Annotated in this window: 11 protein-coding genes and 2 pseudogenes; 6 read left to right on the forward strand and 7 right to left on the reverse strand. The window is 59.4% G+C overall.

The window, feature by feature from the left end; translation table 11 throughout:
• Positions 1-16: 16 nt before the first annotated feature.
• The 5 genes and pseudogenes from pheT (at position 17) to ACNQFG_RS09225 (ending at position 5773) form a co-directional block, all read left to right on the forward strand.
• Complete coding sequence (gene pheT / locus ACNQFG_RS09205; RefSeq protein WP_423404673.1) at positions 17-2428, forward strand: phenylalanine--tRNA ligase subunit beta; 2412 nt, start codon at positions 17-19, stop codon at positions 2426-2428.
• A 254-nt stretch (positions 2429-2682) separates the two neighbouring features.
• On the forward strand, positions 2683-3342 hold the full coding sequence (locus ACNQFG_RS09210) for an amino acid ABC transporter permease (protein ID WP_423404674.1): 660 nt from the start codon (positions 2683-2685) through the stop codon (positions 3340-3342).
• Complete coding sequence (locus ACNQFG_RS09215) at positions 3323-3997, forward strand: amino acid ABC transporter permease (RefSeq protein WP_423404675.1); 675 nt, start codon at positions 3323-3325, stop codon at positions 3995-3997. Before ACNQFG_RS09210 ends, ACNQFG_RS09215 begins: the two co-directional genes overlap by 20 nt.
• 7 nt (positions 3998-4004) lie before the next feature.
• On the forward strand, positions 4005-4757 hold the full coding sequence (locus tag ACNQFG_RS09220) for an amino acid ABC transporter ATP-binding protein (protein WP_423404676.1): 753 nt from the start codon (positions 4005-4007) through the stop codon (positions 4755-4757).
• A 108-nt stretch (positions 4758-4865) separates the two neighbouring features.
• Positions 4866-5773, forward strand: a pseudogene (locus ACNQFG_RS09225) (transporter substrate-binding domain-containing protein).
• A gap of 64 nt (positions 5774-5837) precedes the next feature.
• Here the strand turns inward: ACNQFG_RS09225 and ACNQFG_RS09230 are convergent.
• From ACNQFG_RS09230 to ACNQFG_RS09240, 3 genes are all read right to left on the reverse strand, one after another.
• Complete coding sequence (locus ACNQFG_RS09230) at positions 5838-6398, reverse strand: transporter (RefSeq protein WP_423404677.1); 561 nt, start codon at positions 6396-6398, stop codon at positions 5838-5840.
• A gap of 119 nt (positions 6399-6517) precedes the next feature.
• A complete protein-coding gene (locus ACNQFG_RS09235; protein ID WP_423404678.1) occupies positions 6518-7492 on the reverse strand; it encodes a substrate-binding domain-containing protein in 975 nt (324 codons plus the stop codon).
• Between the two features lie 14 nt (positions 7493-7506).
• Positions 7507-9126 (reverse strand): DUF5046 domain-containing protein, encoded by a 1620-nt coding sequence (locus tag ACNQFG_RS09240; RefSeq protein ID WP_423404679.1) that lies wholly within the window; start codon positions 9124-9126, stop codon positions 7507-7509.
• 290 nt (positions 9127-9416) lie between these two features.
• Here ACNQFG_RS09240 and ACNQFG_RS09245 point away from each other — a divergent pair, with 290 nt between their 5' ends.
• Entirely contained in the window at positions 9417-10319 is a 903-nt protein-coding gene (locus ACNQFG_RS09245; protein ID WP_423404680.1) for an RICIN domain-containing protein, read from the forward strand.
• A 201-nt stretch (positions 10320-10520) separates the two neighbouring features.
• On the opposite strand, the pseudogene ACNQFG_RS09250 reads toward ACNQFG_RS09245, so the two are convergent.
• The 4 genes and pseudogenes from ACNQFG_RS09250 to ACNQFG_RS09265 form a co-directional block, all read right to left on the reverse strand.
• Positions 10521-12151 (reverse strand): annotated as a pseudogene (locus tag ACNQFG_RS09250) (CTP synthase).
• Positions 12152-12300: 149 nt separating this feature from the next.
• On the reverse strand, positions 12301-12870 hold the full coding sequence (locus ACNQFG_RS09255; protein WP_423404681.1) for an ANTAR domain-containing response regulator: 570 nt from the start codon (positions 12868-12870) through the stop codon (positions 12301-12303).
• 49 nt (positions 12871-12919) lie between these two features.
• The gene (locus ACNQFG_RS09260; RefSeq protein WP_423404682.1) at positions 12920-14239 is read right to left on the reverse strand and encodes a glutamine synthetase family protein; all 1320 of its coding nucleotides are present in this window, start codon (positions 14237-14239) and stop codon (positions 12920-12922) included.
• A 145-nt stretch (positions 14240-14384) separates the two neighbouring features.
• Complete coding sequence (locus ACNQFG_RS09265) at positions 14385-16472, reverse strand: glutamine synthetase III (RefSeq protein WP_423404683.1); 2088 nt, start codon at positions 16470-16472, stop codon at positions 14385-14387.
• Between the last annotated feature and the right edge of the window lie 121 nt (positions 16473-16593).

The raw sequence follows: 16593 nt of genomic DNA on the forward strand, positions 1-16593 counted from the left end.
GGGGAGAGAAGAGACAATGAAAGTACCTTTCAGCTGGTTAAAAGAATTTGTAGATATCGACGTTACTGCGCAGGAACTGGAGGAAAAGCTCTTCTCCTGCGGCTTTGAGGTCGAAGAGCTGATCCCGCTGGATGCCGGCATCAGCAAGGTGGTCGTCGGCAAGATCGTGGAGATGGAAAAGCAGGAGGGCACCCACCTGACCAAGTGTGTGGTGGACTGCGGCGACTACGGCCACGACATCCGCATCAGCACCGGTGCCGCCAACATGAAGCTGGGCGACTGCGTGCCCGCGGCTCTGGATGGCTCCACCCTGCCCGGCGGCATCAAGATCAAGGCCCGCAAGATGCAGGGCGTGGAGTCCAACGGTATGCTGTGCTCCGGCGAAGAGCTGGGCCTGAACGATGACCTGTTCCCGGGCTCTGAGGTCTACGGCCTGCTCATTCTGCCCGAGGACTCTGTCCCTGGCACCGATATTGCGCCGGTGGTGGGTCTGGACGACTATATCTTTGATATCTCCATCACCGCCAACCGCCCGGACTGCCAGTCCGTTCTGGGCATCGCCCGCGAGGTGGCTGCCGTTCTGGGCAAGCCCCTGCACATGCCCGCAATGGACTACAAGGCCGTCTGCGAGCCGGATGCGCCCATCACCGTCAAGGTGGAGGCTCCGGACCTGTGCCCCCGCTATATGGCACACTATGTGCGCAACATCCGCATGAGCGAGTCTCCCCGCTGGATGAAGCGCCATCTGGCTCTGTGCGGCCTGCGCTCCATCAGCAATGTGGTGGATATCACCAACCACACCCTGCTGGAAATGGGTCAGCCCATGCACGCCTTTGATCTGAACAAGGTCGCCGGCCGCACCATCGATGTGCGCCGCGCCCATGCGGGCGAAAAGATCGTCACGCTGGATGAGAAGGAGTTCACTCTGAACCCCAACAATCTGGTCATCTGCGATGCCGAAAAGCCGGTGGCACTTGCCGGCATCATGGGCGGCGCAAACTCCGGCATGGATGAGAACACCACCAGCCTGCTGTTTGAGTGTGCCACCTTTGCCCGCGACTGCGTGCGCAAGACCAGCCGCGCATTGGGCCAGAACAGCGACTCTTCTGCCCGCTACGAGAAGGGCGTGGACCGTCACTCTCCTGAACTGGGCCTTGCCCGTGCCCTGCACCTGATCCAGGAGCTGGACTGCGGCGACATCACCACACTGGAATATGACCTGACCGATGGCCGCCCGATGGAGCGCAAGCACATCGTTACCACTCCGGCTAAGATCTGCGGCGTGCTGGGTATCACCGTGCCGGATCAGACCATGATCGACATTCTGCAGCGTCTGGAGTTCACGGTGGATGTACAGGCCGATGGCAGCTGGGACGTGTCCGCACCCCTGTACCGCGAGGACGTGGAGAGCTTCCCGGATCTGGCCGAGGAGGTCATCCGTGAGTACGGCTACGACCACATTGTGCCCACCTTCCTGAACACTGCCTCCGTTACAAATGGCGGTTTGAACTATGACCAGAAGCAGCAGCTCAAGACCAAGCGTCTGCTGGCCGCACAGGGCTTCTATGAGGCCTCCACGCTGGCCTTCTACTCCAACGCAGAACTGGATATGCTGCACATCCCGGCGGATGATGAAGCCCGCAAGGCCATCCGCATCCTGAACCCCATCAGCGAGAATTTGTCCATCATGCGCACCCTGCTGGCTCCCTCCATGCTGAATGTCATTGTGGACAATCTCAAGAAGGGCAACACAGAAGGCCGTCTGTTCGAGATGGCACCGGTGTATCTTGCAAAGGAACTGCCCATCAACGAGCATCCGCACGAGCGCCAGACCCTCTGCATCGGCGCATTCGGCCCTGAAGAAGATTTCTTCACCGTTAAGGGTGCACTGGAAGCACTGGCAGCTGGCTTTGGCCTGAGCTTTGACTACAAGCGCGAGACCACCCCGTGGCTGCACCCCGGCATCAGCGCCGCTGTTTACTGTGGTGACAAGCGTCTGGGTGTGTTTGGCAAGCTGTCCAACGAGATCAACGGCGAGCTGGAAATTGCAAAGGATCAGAAGGATAGCCAGAATATTTATCTGGGCGAGCTGGATTACGAGGCTCTGATGTCCTGCGTGGACGGCGAGCTGCGCTATCAGCCGCTCAGTCCCTACGCTGCTGTCAAGCGTGATCTGGCACTGGTCTGCGATGAAAAGACCACCTGCGGCGAGATCGAAGAGACCATCAAGAAGGCCAGCCCGCTCATCACCGACGTGAAGCTGTTCGATATCTACCGCGGCGCAAATCTGGGCGAGGGTAAGAAGAGCATGGCGTTCACCCTGTCTCTGTCCGACCCCAGCGCAGAAGTCTCTGCCGAACAGGTCGAGCGCACCGTCAAAAAGGTGCTGGGCAACCTGAAGTTCAAGCTGGGCATCGAGATCCGCTGATTCAAAACAAGAAATAGAACAGGGCAAAGGCCGTCTGTGCAAGCTGCATGGGCGGCCTTTGCCTTTGTGCAAACATACCAATATTGTATGAAATTTGCGAAAAATGAAAAGGTGAAAAAACGCGCTGAAAGGTGGAATCAGGGCAAACCTGAAAAAACGAACGCCAAAATCCCCTATAATCCTATTGACATTCTAGGGAAATAGGTTTATCATACGGCCAACGAAAAAATCAATGCAAAAAGGAGGGGACAGGCATGGACTGGGACGTCATCGCAAGCTTCCTGCCGCAGTACGAAAAAGCGGCGTGGCTGACGCTGCGGCTGGGTGTCATCGGCATCGTGTGGGCCATTGGCATCGGGCTGGTCTGCGCCGTGCTCCAATACGATAAAGTGCCGGTGCTGCGCCGCCTTGTGGGGGCATACATCCAGCTCAGCCGGAACACACCGCTGCTGGTGCAGCTGTTCTTCATTTATTATGGCCTGCCCAAGGTGGGCATCCGCACCAATGCCGAGATCTGCGGCATTGCCGGTCTGGCGTTTCTGGGCGGCAGCTACATGGCCGAAGCGTTCCGCAGCGGTCTGGAAGCCATTGAGCCCATCCAGACCGAGAGTGCCTACAGCCTTGGCATGAACCGCTGGCAGACCATGCGCTACATCATTCTGCCGCAGGCCATGTCCACCAGTATGCCGGCTTTCATGGCAAATGTGATCTTCCTGCTCAAGGAGACCAGCGTGTTCAGCGCCATCAGCCTGATGGACCTGATGTTCACGGCAAAGGACCTCATCGGCATGTACTCCAAAACCATCGAATGTCTGTTCCTGCTGGTGGTGTTCTACCTTATCATTCTGCTGCCGGTGTCCATTGTGGGCAGCCTGATCGAAAGGAGGCTGCGCTATGCTGGATTTGGGTCTTGATGTCCTGTTCAAGGGCAAAAACATGGTCCGCCTGCTAGGCGGCCTTGGCGTTGCACTCAAAATCAGTGCCGTCTCGGTGATCATCGGCCTGCCGCTGGGCATCCTGCTGGGCGTGCTCATGACCTTCAAAAATCCCATCCTGAAAGCCATCCTCCGGGTGTATCTGGAGTTCGTCCGCATCATGCCGCAGATGGTGCTGCTGTTCCTCGTTTACTTCGGCACCACCCGTGCCTTTGGGTGGAACCTTTCCGGCGAGACGGCATCCATCATCGTGTTTGTGCTGTGGGGCACCGCAGAAATGAGCGACCTTGTGCGCGGTGCGCTGATCGCCATTCCGAAGCACCAGTATGAGAGCGCCGAGGCCCTTGGCATGAGCCGTGCGCAGACCTACTGGTACATCATCATTCCGCAGACGGTGCGCCGCCTGATCCCGCTGTCCATCAACCTGATTACCCGCATGATCAAGACCACCAGCCTTGTGCTGATGATCGGTGTGGTGGAAGTGATCAAGGTAGCACAGCAGATCATCGAGGCCAACCGCACCGCCAGCCCCAACGCAGCGTTTGGCATTTATCTCACGGTTTTCGTGTTATATTTCTTCGTATGCTGGCCCATCAGTCTGCTGGCATCCTATCTCGAAAAGAAATGGAAGTGACCCGGACATGTCAGAACCGATCCTGACCGTGGACCATCTGGTGAAAAGCTACGATGGTCAGACGAACATTCTGGATAACGTGAGCTTTGGCGTTCAGCCCGGCGAGGTCATCGTGGTGGTCGGCCCTTCGGGCTGCGGCAAAAGCACCCTGCTGCGCTGTCTGAACGGATTGGAACCGGTGCAGGCAGGCCGGGTGCGGCTGGGCAATGAGACCGTTGCCTACGGCGGTAAAAATCTGACCCAGCTGCGCCAGCGCATCGGCATGGTGTTCCAGAGCTACGAGCTGTTCCCGCACATGACGGTGCTGGACAATGTGCTTCTGGCACCCACCAAGGTGCAGAAGCGCCCCAAAGCGGAAGTGCAGCAGGAGGCCGAAGCTCTGCTGGACCGTGTGGGCCTGCTTGCCAAGAAAAACAGCTACCCGCGGGAGCTTTCCGGCGGCCAGAAGCAGCGCGTTGCCATCGTGCGCGCACTGTGTATGCACCCGGAGATCCTTCTGTTTGACGAAGTGACTGCTGCCCTTGATCCGGAAATGGTGCGCGAGGTGCTGGACGTTATGCTGGACCTGGCCCGCGAGGGCAAAACGATGGTCATCGTCACCCATGAGATGCAGTTTGCCCGTGCCGTCGCGAACCGTGTGCTCTTTCTGGATGGAGGCCGCATCGTCGAGGAGGCCCCGCCCGCACAGTTCTTTGACCACCCGCAGACCGAACGTGCAAAGAAGTTTTTGAACACCTTCACGTTTGAGGCAGTGAAGTAACGGCTCGCTCATTTTTCAGACTGAGAGGTTCCAAGCCAGCAACTGCAACTGTGTGCAGTTCAGATAAATCATATGGGAAAGTCATCATAAAGCAAAGGAGAACAAACGATGAAAACCAACAAGATCACCCGCCGTTCTTTCCTGCTGGGCCTGGGGGCCGCAGCAGCTGCCAGCGCACTGACCGCCTGCGGCGGTTCGTCCAGCTCCACGGCGGCTTCCGCTTCCAGTTCTGCCGCTGGTTCCGCTGCGGCAGCGACACCGTTTACCGCACCCTCGATGAGATCAAGGCCGACGGCACCGTGAACATCGGCGTGTTCTCCGATAAGAACCCGTTCGGCTATGTGGACGAGAACGGCGAATATCAGGGCTATGATGTCTACTTTGCACGCCGTCTGGGCGAGGATCTGGGCGTGGAGATCAACTTCGTTTCCACCGAGGCTGCAAACCGCATCGAGTACCTGCAGACCGGCAAGGCGGATGTGATCCTGGCAAACTTCACCGTGACCCCGGAGCGCGCAGAGGAAGTGGACTTTGCTCTGCCTTATATGAACGTGGCTCTGGGTGTCATTTCTCCGGACAGCAATGTTATCACCACTCTGGACAACTGGAACGCTGACGACCAGATGATCGTCATTTCCGGCACCACCGCCGAGACCTACCTGACCAAGGAGTACCCCGACATTCCGCTGCAGAAGTACGATTCCTATGCAACGGCCAAGAATGCACTGGAGAACGGCAACGGCGTGGCATGGGCCAACGATAACACCGAGGTCATTGCATTTGCAAAGCAGAACACCGGCTACACGGTCGGCATTCCCTCTCTGGGCAGCGCCGACACCATCGCCCCGGCCGTCAGCAAGGGCAACGCCACCCTGCTGGACTGGATCAATGAGGAGATCACCGCGCTGGCCGATGAGCAGTTCTTCCACAAAGACTATGAGGAGACTCTGGTGGATACCTACGGTGCCGACTACGAGGACGAACTCGTCGTCGAGGGCGGCGTCGTGAACGCATAAACTGAGCCAAAACAACAGCCCCCGTGCTTTGGCACGGGGGCTGTGTGCGTTCCGGGGAGAGGGCTCACTCGATATCCTCATATTCCGAGGCGTTCTCTTCTTCGTCGAGGTCCTCGGCGTGGATGCGGTCATGCAGACGCTGGCGGAACTCCTGGGCAGGGATGCCGCTCTGGTTCGGGGTCAGGTCGGGGGCAGGGTTGCCGTCCGGCAGGTGGGCACCAAAGGCCGGCACAAAGAAGAACTTGCGCACAATAAAAATCAGGGCGATGGCTCCCACGCTGAGCAGGTTTTCTACTGCCGAGTCATGGCCCACTACCAGATGACGGGCAATGGCGTAGAGCAGCACTTCCAGGCTGCTGCCGGGGCTGTGCTTGGCCAGCATTTTGATGAACTCGATGCCGATCACGATGTCAAGGCTCCGCTCCAGAAAAATGCGGATCTCCACTTCGTTGCCGTCAAACAGCAGGCCGGGCATCCATTTCAGCAGCGGCACGATGCTGAACAGCAGGCCGATGAGGACCAGCCCGGAGAGCGTGATCTCCAGCAGGGTGGATGCCTGGATGATGTAGTTGCGCAGCGCGGTGCGGCCGTGGCTTTCCACAGGGTGGTTGTGGGGTTTGAGCATGGTTCATTCTCCTTCGCATCTTCACGTCTTGCGGCAGATCTGGCCGAGAGCGCCAGACTTTTCTTCATTGTAGCAAAGAATGGAAACGAAGTCAAACGAATGGAACACGCGAGTAAAAATTATTGGGCGGCCACATAGCCGGACTTTTGGATGCAGGCGCGGCCTGCATCGGTGGAGAGCCAGTCGTAGACCTTGCGCTCCGGGGTGTCGGGGCCGGAATCCTGCCGGACTGCGGCATAGAACTCGTTGCACAGCGGGTAGCTTTCGCTGGCGATGGTGTCGTTGGAAGGGGTCACGCCGTCCACGGCCAGCAGACGCAGGCCGGGCTGGGAGTACATCTGGTCGATGTAGTAGTAGACCGAGAAGCCGATAGCATTGGCGCTGTTGTTGTAGGCGGCGATGCTGTCCACCAGCTCACCCATGGCAGGAGCCAGCTCGGTGGGCGGGTCCATCAGTTCGCTGCCCTGAATGAGCAGCTTGCGGAACAGGGTCTGGCTGCCGGAGTCTTCGCCCCGCTGGAAGGGCACGATGGCAAGATCCTCGCCGCCCACTTCCTTCCAGTTGGTGATCTTACCGGCATAGATATCCTTCAGCTGCTGCCGGGTCAGGCTCTTGACCGGATTGTTCTCGTTCACGATGAACACCAGTGCGTCCCGGCCAATGGGTTTCTGTTCCAGCGGGGCACCATCGGCCTTCAACTCTTCCTTGACTGACTCCGGGGCCTCGTAGGCGATGATGAGCCGGGTGCCGTTCTCGGTGTCGCCGTAAAGGCCCAGGTTCCGCCAGGCCCAGGCGGTGGTGTTGGTGGTCACGGCGCTCTGGGCTACTTCCAGATCGATGCCGGTGGTATCGGCCATCATCTGGGCCATCAGCGGGATGCAGGCCGTGGAGCCGTCGGTGACGGGAAACTCGTCCTCGGTGAGAATGGGTGCTGCGGACACTTCGCTGGCGGAAGAGGCGGGTGCTTCGGACGAAGCGGCACTCGATGCCGGTGCGCTGGAAGCAGCCTCTCCGCAGGCGGCCAGCAGCGCCGCCGTGGAGACGGCCCCCAGCCCCAGCAGGAAGGAACGGCGGGAAATTTTAGACTGTTTCATGGTGAAACCCTCCCTCAATAGAAGTAGTTGTCGGTCTCGTCGCTGGTGGAAGTGAAGATGCTCTGGCAGTAGATCCAGTTGCCCTCCACGTCCATCCAGCCGTAATCGAAGCCCTTGCGCGCCACGAAGACGCCTGCAGGCAGGGGCGCACTGCTGTTGTAGCGGGAGTACTCGCCGCAGCTGCCCAGCCCGGCCAGGACGACCGCGCCGTCGCTGTCCAGCAGGTCGTACAGCCAGGTGCTGCCAGGGCCGCGGTAGCTGATGGAGAAATAGAAGTCGTCCTCCGTGGCAGCCACGGGCCAGAGGTAGCCGTCAAAGTCGTCGCCGTAGCGGGCGGTGAGGTCGGCCATCGAAAGGGTCTTGCTCAGCGTCGGCCCGGCGAGGGTCAGGGTGGTCACATCGTAGTTGTCGTTGTCGTACTGGCGCAGGTTGACCCAGCCGCCGCCCTGGTCGTAGAGGTCGGTGCGGTGCAGCGCTTCCAGCGGCGCAACCGTCGTGTCGGTCCGGATGGCACCGGTGTCCATGTCGTAGACGCGGAGGGTGCCGTCCCTGGCGTAGATGTCCAGCGTGTTGGTGCCCAGGGCCATGTTGTAGAGGTCGAGGGTGTCGCCGGTGGTCAGGTCGTAGAGGAGGTAGCCGCCCTCCCGGTAGAGCACGGTCACGCCGGGCGCGTACCCGCTGATGGAGTCGTCAAATTCGCACAGCACGGTGCTGGTCATGTTGCTGACCAGATCCACGAGCTGATACTTGCCCTCGTCGGTCCGGAAGCTGGCAAGGCCCGCGTGGAGATAGGTGACAAAGCCGTCCCGCTCCTCGCCGGTGGCTGCGTTCAGCAGGGAAGTGGACTCCAGGCTTGTGCCGTCCGCGTTGTAGGTGTCGATCTCCACCCAGTCGGCGGGGGCCAGCGGGTCGTCGATCCCGGCGGAAAGGCTGTACAGCAGGCCGTGGAAGTTCTGGTAGACTACGGTGCCGTCCTTTTCCTGGATCTGAACGGCAGCATACTGGTAGAGGTCGTCGTTCTCTTCATCGGGCGCAGCATCGCCGGGGGCATAGAGGCCAAAGGCCAGCCGGTCGCCCGCCACAAGGCAGGTGTAGGCGTTTTCGGGCACAGGGTACTCGGTGCCCGAAGCAAAATCCAGCACCCGCACGTCGCCCGCTGCATGGTCGTGCAGGGGCGAATAGGCGAAGCTGGTGGGTGTGGTCAGAACGAGCACGCCGCCGGAAAGGCGGACGTCGTATTCGCGGTCAAAGGTGTAGAGCGCCTCACCCGTCCGGTCGAAGATGCCGCTGCGCCGCCCGGCGGCGGTGTCCGGGTCAGACCAGGTGCAGACGAACCAGTTCGTCTCGCCGGTCTGGCTGTCGGTCAGCAGATAGGACGTCTCGCTGGCAGGGGACTGGTGCACCACCTTGTCGCCGCAGAGGATGGTGTTCCCGCCGAGGGAGTCATAGCTGGAGAAGAGCCGCAGCCTGCCGTCCCGCAGGGAGGAGGCGTCGTATTTGGGCGGTTCCTCCTCCTGCTGGGGGTGGGACACGGGCCGGGATGGCGTGGGCAGCAGCGAACAGGAGGTGAACACCCCCGCCGCCAGTGCCAGGCCCGCCGCCGCGCAGCCGATGCGGAGTAGATTCTGTTTCATAATGCAGTACCTCACAGGTCACAGGGACGAAATGCGGATGGGCTTTCCCATTTGATTATAATACGAAACACCCGGACATTCCATTGCATTGGAACATTTGGGCACGGTTACAATTTGGTTACGGCCGAAAGTTCAGTCGAAGTTTGCAAAAGCAGATGAAAAGCGGACGCTTTTTGGTCAAAGTGCTAAAGGAATGTCGAAATCCTTGTAAAAAATTACGACAAGTGGTATAATTTAACAAGACAAAAAGATAGATTTGTTTGTGAGAAAAACGTTTGGAGGGAATTATCATGAAAACTGTTGCACAGACCGTGATCGAAGCCGATCACTTTTACACCATCGCTGCCCGCACCGGCAGCGTCATCGAGGCGGCTGCTTCCACGAAGAACGAGGAGACCGTCCGTCTGGGCAAGTACGAGCATAAGCCTGAGCAGGAGTGGAGCTTTATCCGCGTGGGTGACGGCGTTTACCGCATCCGCAACCGCGCATCCGGCAAGCTGCTGGACCTGACCATGACCGGCACCGCCAACGGCACCTGGCTGCACCTGTGGGAGGATGTGGGCGGCACCTCTCAGATGTGGACTGTTCAGCCCACCCCGGAAGGAACTGTGCGCCTGCGCTCTTCCTGGGCCGGCGGCAAGTGCGTGGACACCGTTGGCATGGGCGTCTCCGATGGCGCACAGCTGCAGATCTGGCAGGAGACCGCTGGGGAAGACCAGCTCTGGACCATCTCCGAGGTGAAGGACCGCGCCAGCGCAAAGCGCGCTGCCAAGAAGGACGAGCCTGCCGCCGCTCCCGTTGAGGAGAAGGCCGAAGTCAAGGCAGAGGAGAAGCCCGTAGAAGCCGCTCCTGTTGTCGAGGCCCCCAAGGCGGAAAAAGTCAAGACAGAGCCGGTCAAGGCGGAAGAGAAGCCCGCAGAGGCTGCTCCTGCTGTTGAGGCACCCAAGGCCGAGGAAGTCAAGGCCGAACCGGCTAAGACGGAGGCAAAGCCCGCAGAAAAGGCTGCCCCGCAGCGGTCAAGGCTCCGGTCAAGAAGCCTGCTGCCCGGAAGACCAGCCGCGCCGCCCGCAAGAAGGCTGCTGCAAAGAAGTGACCCTCTCAGGCATCGCGCAGCGATGCCAGCTCCCCAAAGGGGGAGCCTTTGGCAGGTCGGGCAACTCCTGCTGAATGATGAAGGCATTTTGATATCGTAAACGAAAGTGCTCCGCTGTCAAGACCAGCGGCATCTGTACCATGCTCTGACAAAGAGCAATGGGAATGATGCTGTGAATCGAAACAGCGGAGCACTTTTGTTTATGGTTTTATGGGGCTTTGTTCATTTCAGCACAGTCAAAACCGGCTCGCCAGTGGCTCCCCCTCTGGGGGAGCTGCCTGCGCAGCAGACTGAGAGGGTATCACACATTCATCATGCTGCGCTGCGCGGCGGCACGGAACTGGAGAGCTGCTGCGATGAAGCCCTTGAACAGGGGATGCGCGCGGTTCGGACGGCTCTTGAACTCCGGGTGGAACTGTGCGCCCAAATGGAAGTCACGGCCGGGCAGCTCTACAGTCTCTACCAGACGACCGTCGGGGCTGGTGCCGGAAATAACAAGACCGGCGTCCTGCATCTCCTGCGGAATTCGTTGTTGAACTCGTAGCGGTGACGGTGGCGCTCCCAGATCTCGGCCTCGCCGTAGCACTCGGCCATCTTGGTGCCGGGCATCACCTTGCAGGGGTATTTACCCAGACGCATGGTGCCGCCCTTGGGAATGTTGCCCTGCTGGTCGGCCATCAGGGCGATCACATTATGCTTGCCATCCGGGGTGAATTCGCTGGAATTTGCATCCTTGTAGCCCAAAACGCCCCGGGCAAACTCCATCACCATGATCTGCATGCCAAGGCAGATGCCAAAGTAGGGAACATGGTTCTCGCGGGCATACTGTGCAGCCTGGATCATGCCCTCAATGCCGCGGTCGCCAAAGCCGCCGGGTACGATGATGCCGTCCACATCTGCAAAGGCTTCCTTGCAGGCGGCCTGGTCGGTCAGGTCCTCGCTTTCCACCCACTTGATCTCCACCTGGCTGTCATTCTCGAAGCCTGCGTGGTACAGGCTCTCCATCACAGAGAGATAGGCGTCGTGGAGCTTGACGTACTTGCCCACCAGCGCGATGGTGCAGGTCTTGCTGCGGGTAGCAATGCGGCTGACCACCTGCTTCCACTCGGTCAGGTCGGCAGCGGGCACATCCAGCTTGAGCTTCTGCACCACTACCTCGTCCAGACCACCGGTGTGCAGCATCAGCGGGCACTGGTACAGGCTGGGCATGGTCAGGTTCTCGATCACGCACTCCGGCTTCACATTGCAGAAAGTGCTGATCTTGCGGCGGATGTCGCCGCCCACACTGCCGTCTGCGCGCAGGATGATGATGTCCGGGTTCACGCCCATGCCCTGCAGCTCTTTCACAGAGTGCTGTGCAGGCTTGGATTTGTACTCGTCCGAGCCGGAAATGTAAGGCACCAGCACCACATGGATGTAGCAGCAGTTGTCGCGGCCCTGCTCCAGACCCACCTGACGGATGGCCTCGAGGAAGGGCTGGCTTTCAATATCACCGGTCGTGCCGCCGATCTCGGTAATGACCACGTCAGCCTCGGTGGAAGAGGCCAGATTGTAGATGTAGCTCTTGATTTCGTTGGTGATGTGGGGAATGATCTGCACGGTCTGGCCCAGATATGCACCCTGACGTTCCTTGTTCAGTACGTTCCAGTACACCTTGCCGGTGGTCAGGTTGGAGTATTTGTTCAGATTCTCGTCGATAAAGCGCTCGTAGTGGCCCAGATCCAGATCGGTCTCAGTGCCATCGTCGGTCACGAACACTTCGCCATGCTGCAGCGGGCTCATGGTACCCGGGTCTACGTTCACATAGGGGTCCAGCTTCTGGCTGGCCACCTTCAGACCGCGGCACTTGAGCAGACGGCCCAGCGATGCGGCTGTGATGCCCTTGCCAAGGCCGGAGACGACACCGCCGGTGACAAAGATGAATTTTGCCATAAAAATGGTCCTCCTCTATCTCGTTTGATTCTGATACTTTTCCCAGAAGCTCCCTTCGGCACCGCGCAGGCGATGCCGCCGCCCTCCCGGAGGGGGCTGTCTGCGAAGCAGACTGTGGGGAGCTCGTTTTCCGACATAAAATTATAATCCTAATCCTCGTAAGAATCAAGGATTTCTTGTGCAATCTCGGTACGGTCGCGCCGGGTGTCCATGGCTCGCTTTTCGATCAGGCGGTGGGCATCGGCCTCGGTCATGCCTTCCCGCTCGATGAGGCAGCATTTGGCGCGGCTGACCAGACGCACCTGCGCGATCTTTTCCTGCATCCTGGCGTTTTCCTGCCGCAGGCGCAGCAGGCGATGGTTGCTGGCTGCTGCCATGTGGATGGCCTGCAAAAACAGCGTGTTCGAGAACGGCTTGCTCAAAAGCAGCACGCCCTCGTCGCTCATGGAACCCAGCAGCTGATCGGCCGCAGCGGCCTTGGCCAGAAGCATCACGCCCGCGTCGGTCTTTTCCACGGCGGCAGCGCACAGCTCATGGCCAAACTCATCGGGCAGCGGCGCGTTGACCACGATGAGCTCAAAATCCGATTCTAACATCCTGCGCCGGGCCTCGGCTCCGCTTGGCACGATCAGAGGCCGGGGGTATCCCAGCTCCGCCAGTCGTGCCGAGATATACTCGTTTGAGCTGGCTCCGGCGCTGACGATCAGAGCACGTCCCATTCGGAATCGCTCCTTTCCTTTTCCCTCTCTTTTTCCGGTAGCTTGCCGCTCAGATGGCGTTGAAGTAATGGGTACGCTCGTACTCTGCCGGGTCGGCGGCATTCTTCAGGGCAGCGCAGCGCTTCAGTTCCTCCTCGTAGTAGCGGTGAGAGAGCTCCTCCGGCAGCACGGCGCGCAGGAAGTCACTCTCCTGCGCGGCCTGCACGGCTTCTTCCAGCGTGGAAGGCAGCTTTTCCAGCCCAAGGCCAGCGGCCACGGCGGGGTCGAACAGATTCTTGTTGATGGGGGCCTGCAGTTCCAACCGGCGCTCAATGCCGTCCAGACCGGCGGCCAGGATGAGGCCGATGGCCAGATAGGGGTTGCAGGCAGGGTCCGGGCTGCGCAGCTCCATGCGGCAGTTGTCGCCCTTTACCTGCGGGATGCGCACCAGCTGGCTGCGGTTCTGGCGGCTCCAGCTCACATAGCGGGGCGCTTCATCGCAGCCAAAGCGCTGATAGCTGTTGGGCAGAGGGTTGGTGAACACGGTCAGCTCCCGGCTGTGGGCCAGCACACCGGCCATAAAGCTGCCTGCAATGCTGTCCGGGGCAATGTCGCCCTCAAACAGGTTGCGGCCATCCATGTAAAGGGACAGGTTGATGTGCAGGCCGCTGCCTGCCTGATCCGGCAGGGGTTTGGGCAGGAAGCTTGCATGGATGCCGCTGCGGGTGGCAATGGCGCGCACGATCTGCTTGAACATCATCACGTTGTCGGCGGTCTTGAGGGGGCCTGCGTGGTGGCAGTCGATCTCGTTCTGGCCGTTGCCGCTTTCGTGATGGCTGTGCTGAGGGCTCATGCCCATCTGCTCCATGGTCAGGCAGATGTCCCGGCGGAGGTTCTCGCCTGCATCCAGCGGGGCTACGTCAAAGTAGCCGCCAAAGTCGATGGGGATACGGGTGGGGCGGCCCCGGTCATCATTCTCGAACAGGTAGAACTCACACTCTGCGCCCACATTGCAGGTGATGCCCAGCTTTTTGAATTTTCGGTTCACGCTGCGCAGAAAGCCGCGGCAGTTGCCGCCAAAGGGCTGGCCGTCCGGCTTTTCCACATCACAGAAGAACTGCATCACCCGGCCCTCGGTAGGCCGCCAGGGGAGAATGGTCACGGTGGAAAGATCCGGCCGCAGCACAAGGTCGCTTTCCTCCACCTTCATGAAGCCGGCAATGGAGCTGCCGTCGAAGCAGACACCGTCTTCCAGAGCTTTGGGCAGATCGTTTGCCAGCACGGCAATGTTCTTCTGAGTGCCAAAGATATCGCAGAAGGCAAAGCGCACAAATTTGACGTTGTTGTCCTCCACAAAATCAAGGATGTCCTGTTGGGTCGAATAGCTCATAAGGATGGTTTCCCTTTCAAATAAAACGCCTAAAGGCCTGCCCTCAGAATGGGAGCAGGTCTTTAGGCTGGTGTAAGAAATAGGAAAAGGAGAATGGCGAATGAAGTTCGACAGCCTAAGATGCTTTATGAAATGCGCTGGAAGATCAGACGTAGTAGAGCATCTTGCTGTAGCTGGGCAGAGGCCAATAATCCTCACCGCAGATGGTCTCGGCGTCGTCCGCAGCGGCACGCAGAGCATCCATTGCAGGCAGCACGTTGTCGTGGAAGGCCACAGCCTTCTCGCTCTCGCTGGTCAGAGCCTCGGCAGCGTCCACCACATCCTGCAGCACGTCGATGGCGTCGCTCATGGCGTCGGCATCGGCGCTCAGCTTGGTCAGGGTCTTGGTCTCACTGCGCACGCTGATGTTCTCGCTGACGGCCAGTTTGGATGCTGCGGTATTGGCAAGCTCGCTCATGTAGGAGTTGACGGCAGGCAGCAGCTGCTTGCGGGCCATTTCCAGCATGGTCAGAGCCTCGATGTTGATGATCTTGGAGTAGTGCTCCATCTCCACCTCGTAGCGGCTCTCCATCTCTACCTTGGTCAGCACGCCGAACTCTTCCATCAGGGCGATGTTCTTGGGCTCGATCAGGGCAGGCAGAGCAGCGGGGGTGTTCTTCTTGTTGGGCAGACCGCGCTTTGCGGCTTCCTCTTCCCACTCGGCAGTGTAGCCGTTGCCGTTGAAGATGACGCGGCGGTGGTCGCGGATGGTGCGCTTGACCAGAGCGATCACAGCGCTGGTAAAGTCCTCAGCACCCTCCAGCTCGTCGGCGTAGCCCTTCAGTTCCTTTGCAACGGCGGTGTTCAGGATGGTGTTGGCATCACTCAGGTTCTCAGCGGAACCGGGCATACGGAACTCGAACTTGTTGCCGGTGAAGGCAAAGGGAGAGGTACGGTTGCGGTCGGTGGTATCCTTGCTGAACTTGGGCAGGACATCAACGCCCAGATCCATCTTCATCTTGACGGGGCCGGCATAGGGGGAATCGGATGCGATAGCATCGATGACAGCTTCCAGCTCTTCGCCCACGAAGATGGAAATGATAGCCGGAGGTGCCTCGTTGGCACCCAGACGGTGATCGTTGCCGGGAGTGGCAACGGAGGTGCGCAGCAGATCGGCGTACTCGTCAACAGCCTTGATGACAGCAGCCAGGAACACCAGGAACTGCAGGTTCTCCATGGGGGTGTCGCCCGGGTCGAGCAGGTTCTCGTGGGTGGTGGACATGGACCAGTTGTTATGCTTGCCGCTGCCGTTCACGCCCTCAAAAGGCTTCTCATGCTGCAGGCAGACCAGACCGTACTTGGGAGCGATCTTCTTCATCATCTCCATCGTCAGCAGGTTGTGGTCGATGGCAACGTTGGTGGTGTCGAAGATGGGAGCCAGCTCATGCTGGCAGGGAGCAACTTCGTTGTGCTTGGTCTTGGCGGGAATGCCCAGCTTCCACAGCTCTTCGTCCAACTCCTTCATAAACTCGGAGACCTCGGGACGAATGACACCGAAGTAGTGCTCTTCCAGCTCCTGACCCTTGGCAGAGGGGGCACCGAACAGGGTGCGGCCGGTGAGGATCAGATCCTGACGGGCTTCGTAATCTTCCTTCTTAATAAGGAAGTACTCCTGCTCGGGGCCGACGGTGGTGGAGACGTAATCCACATCCTTGCCGAACAGCTTCAGGATACGGACCGCCTGATTGGACAGTGCGTTCATGGAACGCAGCAACGGGGTCTTCTTATCCAGAGCCTCGCCGGTGTAGCTGACGAATGCGGTGGGGATGCACAGCACGTCATCCTTCACGAATGCGTAGCTGGTGGGGTCCCATGCAGTGTAGCCGCGGGCCTCGCAGGTGGCACGCAGACCGCCGGAGGGGAAGGAAGATGCATCGGGCTCGCCGCGCACCAGCTCCTTGCCGGAGAACTCCATGATGGCGGTGCCGTCGCCCACAGGGGAAACAAAGCCATCGTGCTTCTCACTGGTGATGCCGGTCAGCGGCTGGAACCAGTGGGTGTAGTGGGTGGCACCCAGCTCCATGGCCCAGCGCTTCATCACGCTGGCCACGACGTTTGCCACCTCAATGTCCAGCGGAGCACCCTTGTGCAGGGTGTTCTTCAGGCTCTTATAAGTTGCGCTCGGCAGGCGCTCCTTCATCACATGTTCGTTAAAGACCTTGCTGCCGTAGATTTCCATAACATTCGCTGCCATAAATCCTACTCCTTACTTGATCTTGTTTCTTTCCACACATCGCAAAAACCCATCCACGCCGATGCGTTTTCACGCGAAAACTTGCTTAAACAAAACGGCGCTGCGAGTCAGGAGGTGACCC

The sequence above is a fragment of the Faecalibacterium prausnitzii genome, from assembly GCF_049532945.1.
In the GTDB taxonomy this organism is placed as follows: Bacteria; Bacillota; Clostridia; order Oscillospirales; family Ruminococcaceae; genus Faecalibacterium; species Faecalibacterium prausnitzii_N.

Bases quoted from the DNA above. Each gene is read 5' to 3' on its own strand.
- ACNQFG_RS09265 (WP_423404683.1), bottom strand. From the start codon at position 16,472: ATGGCAGCGAATGTTATGGAAATCTACGGCAGCAAGGTCTTTAACGAA.
- ACNQFG_RS09220 (WP_423404676.1), top strand. From the start codon at position 4,005: ATGTCAGAACCGATCCTGACCGTGGACCATCTGGTGAAAAGCTACGAT.
- ACNQFG_RS09255 (WP_423404681.1), bottom strand. From the start codon at position 12,870: ATGGGACGTGCTCTGATCGTCAGCGCCGGAGCCAGCTCAAACGAGTAT.
- ACNQFG_RS09210 (WP_423404674.1), top strand. From the start codon at position 2,683: ATGGACTGGGACGTCATCGCAAGCTTCCTGCCGCAGTACGAAAAAGCG.
- pheT (WP_423404673.1), top strand. From the start codon at position 17: ATGAAAGTACCTTTCAGCTGGTTAAAAGAATTTGTAGATATCGACGTT.
- ACNQFG_RS09245 (WP_423404680.1), top strand. From the start codon at position 9,417: ATGAAAACTGTTGCACAGACCGTGATCGAAGCCGATCACTTTTACACC.
- ACNQFG_RS09230 (WP_423404677.1), bottom strand. From the start codon at position 6,398: ATGCTCAAACCCCACAACCACCCTGTGGAAAGCCACGGCCGCACCGCG.
- ACNQFG_RS09215 (WP_423404675.1), top strand. From the start codon at position 3,323: ATGCTGGATTTGGGTCTTGATGTCCTGTTCAAGGGCAAAAACATGGTC.
- ACNQFG_RS09260 (WP_423404682.1), bottom strand. From the start codon at position 14,239: ATGAGCTATTCGACCCAACAGGACATCCTTGATTTTGTGGAGGACAAC.
- ACNQFG_RS09235 (WP_423404678.1), bottom strand. From the start codon at position 7,492: ATGAAACAGTCTAAAATTTCCCGCCGTTCCTTCCTGCTGGGGCTGGGG.
- ACNQFG_RS09240 (WP_423404679.1), bottom strand. From the start codon at position 9,126: ATGAAACAGAATCTACTCCGCATCGGCTGCGCGGCGGCGGGCCTGGCA.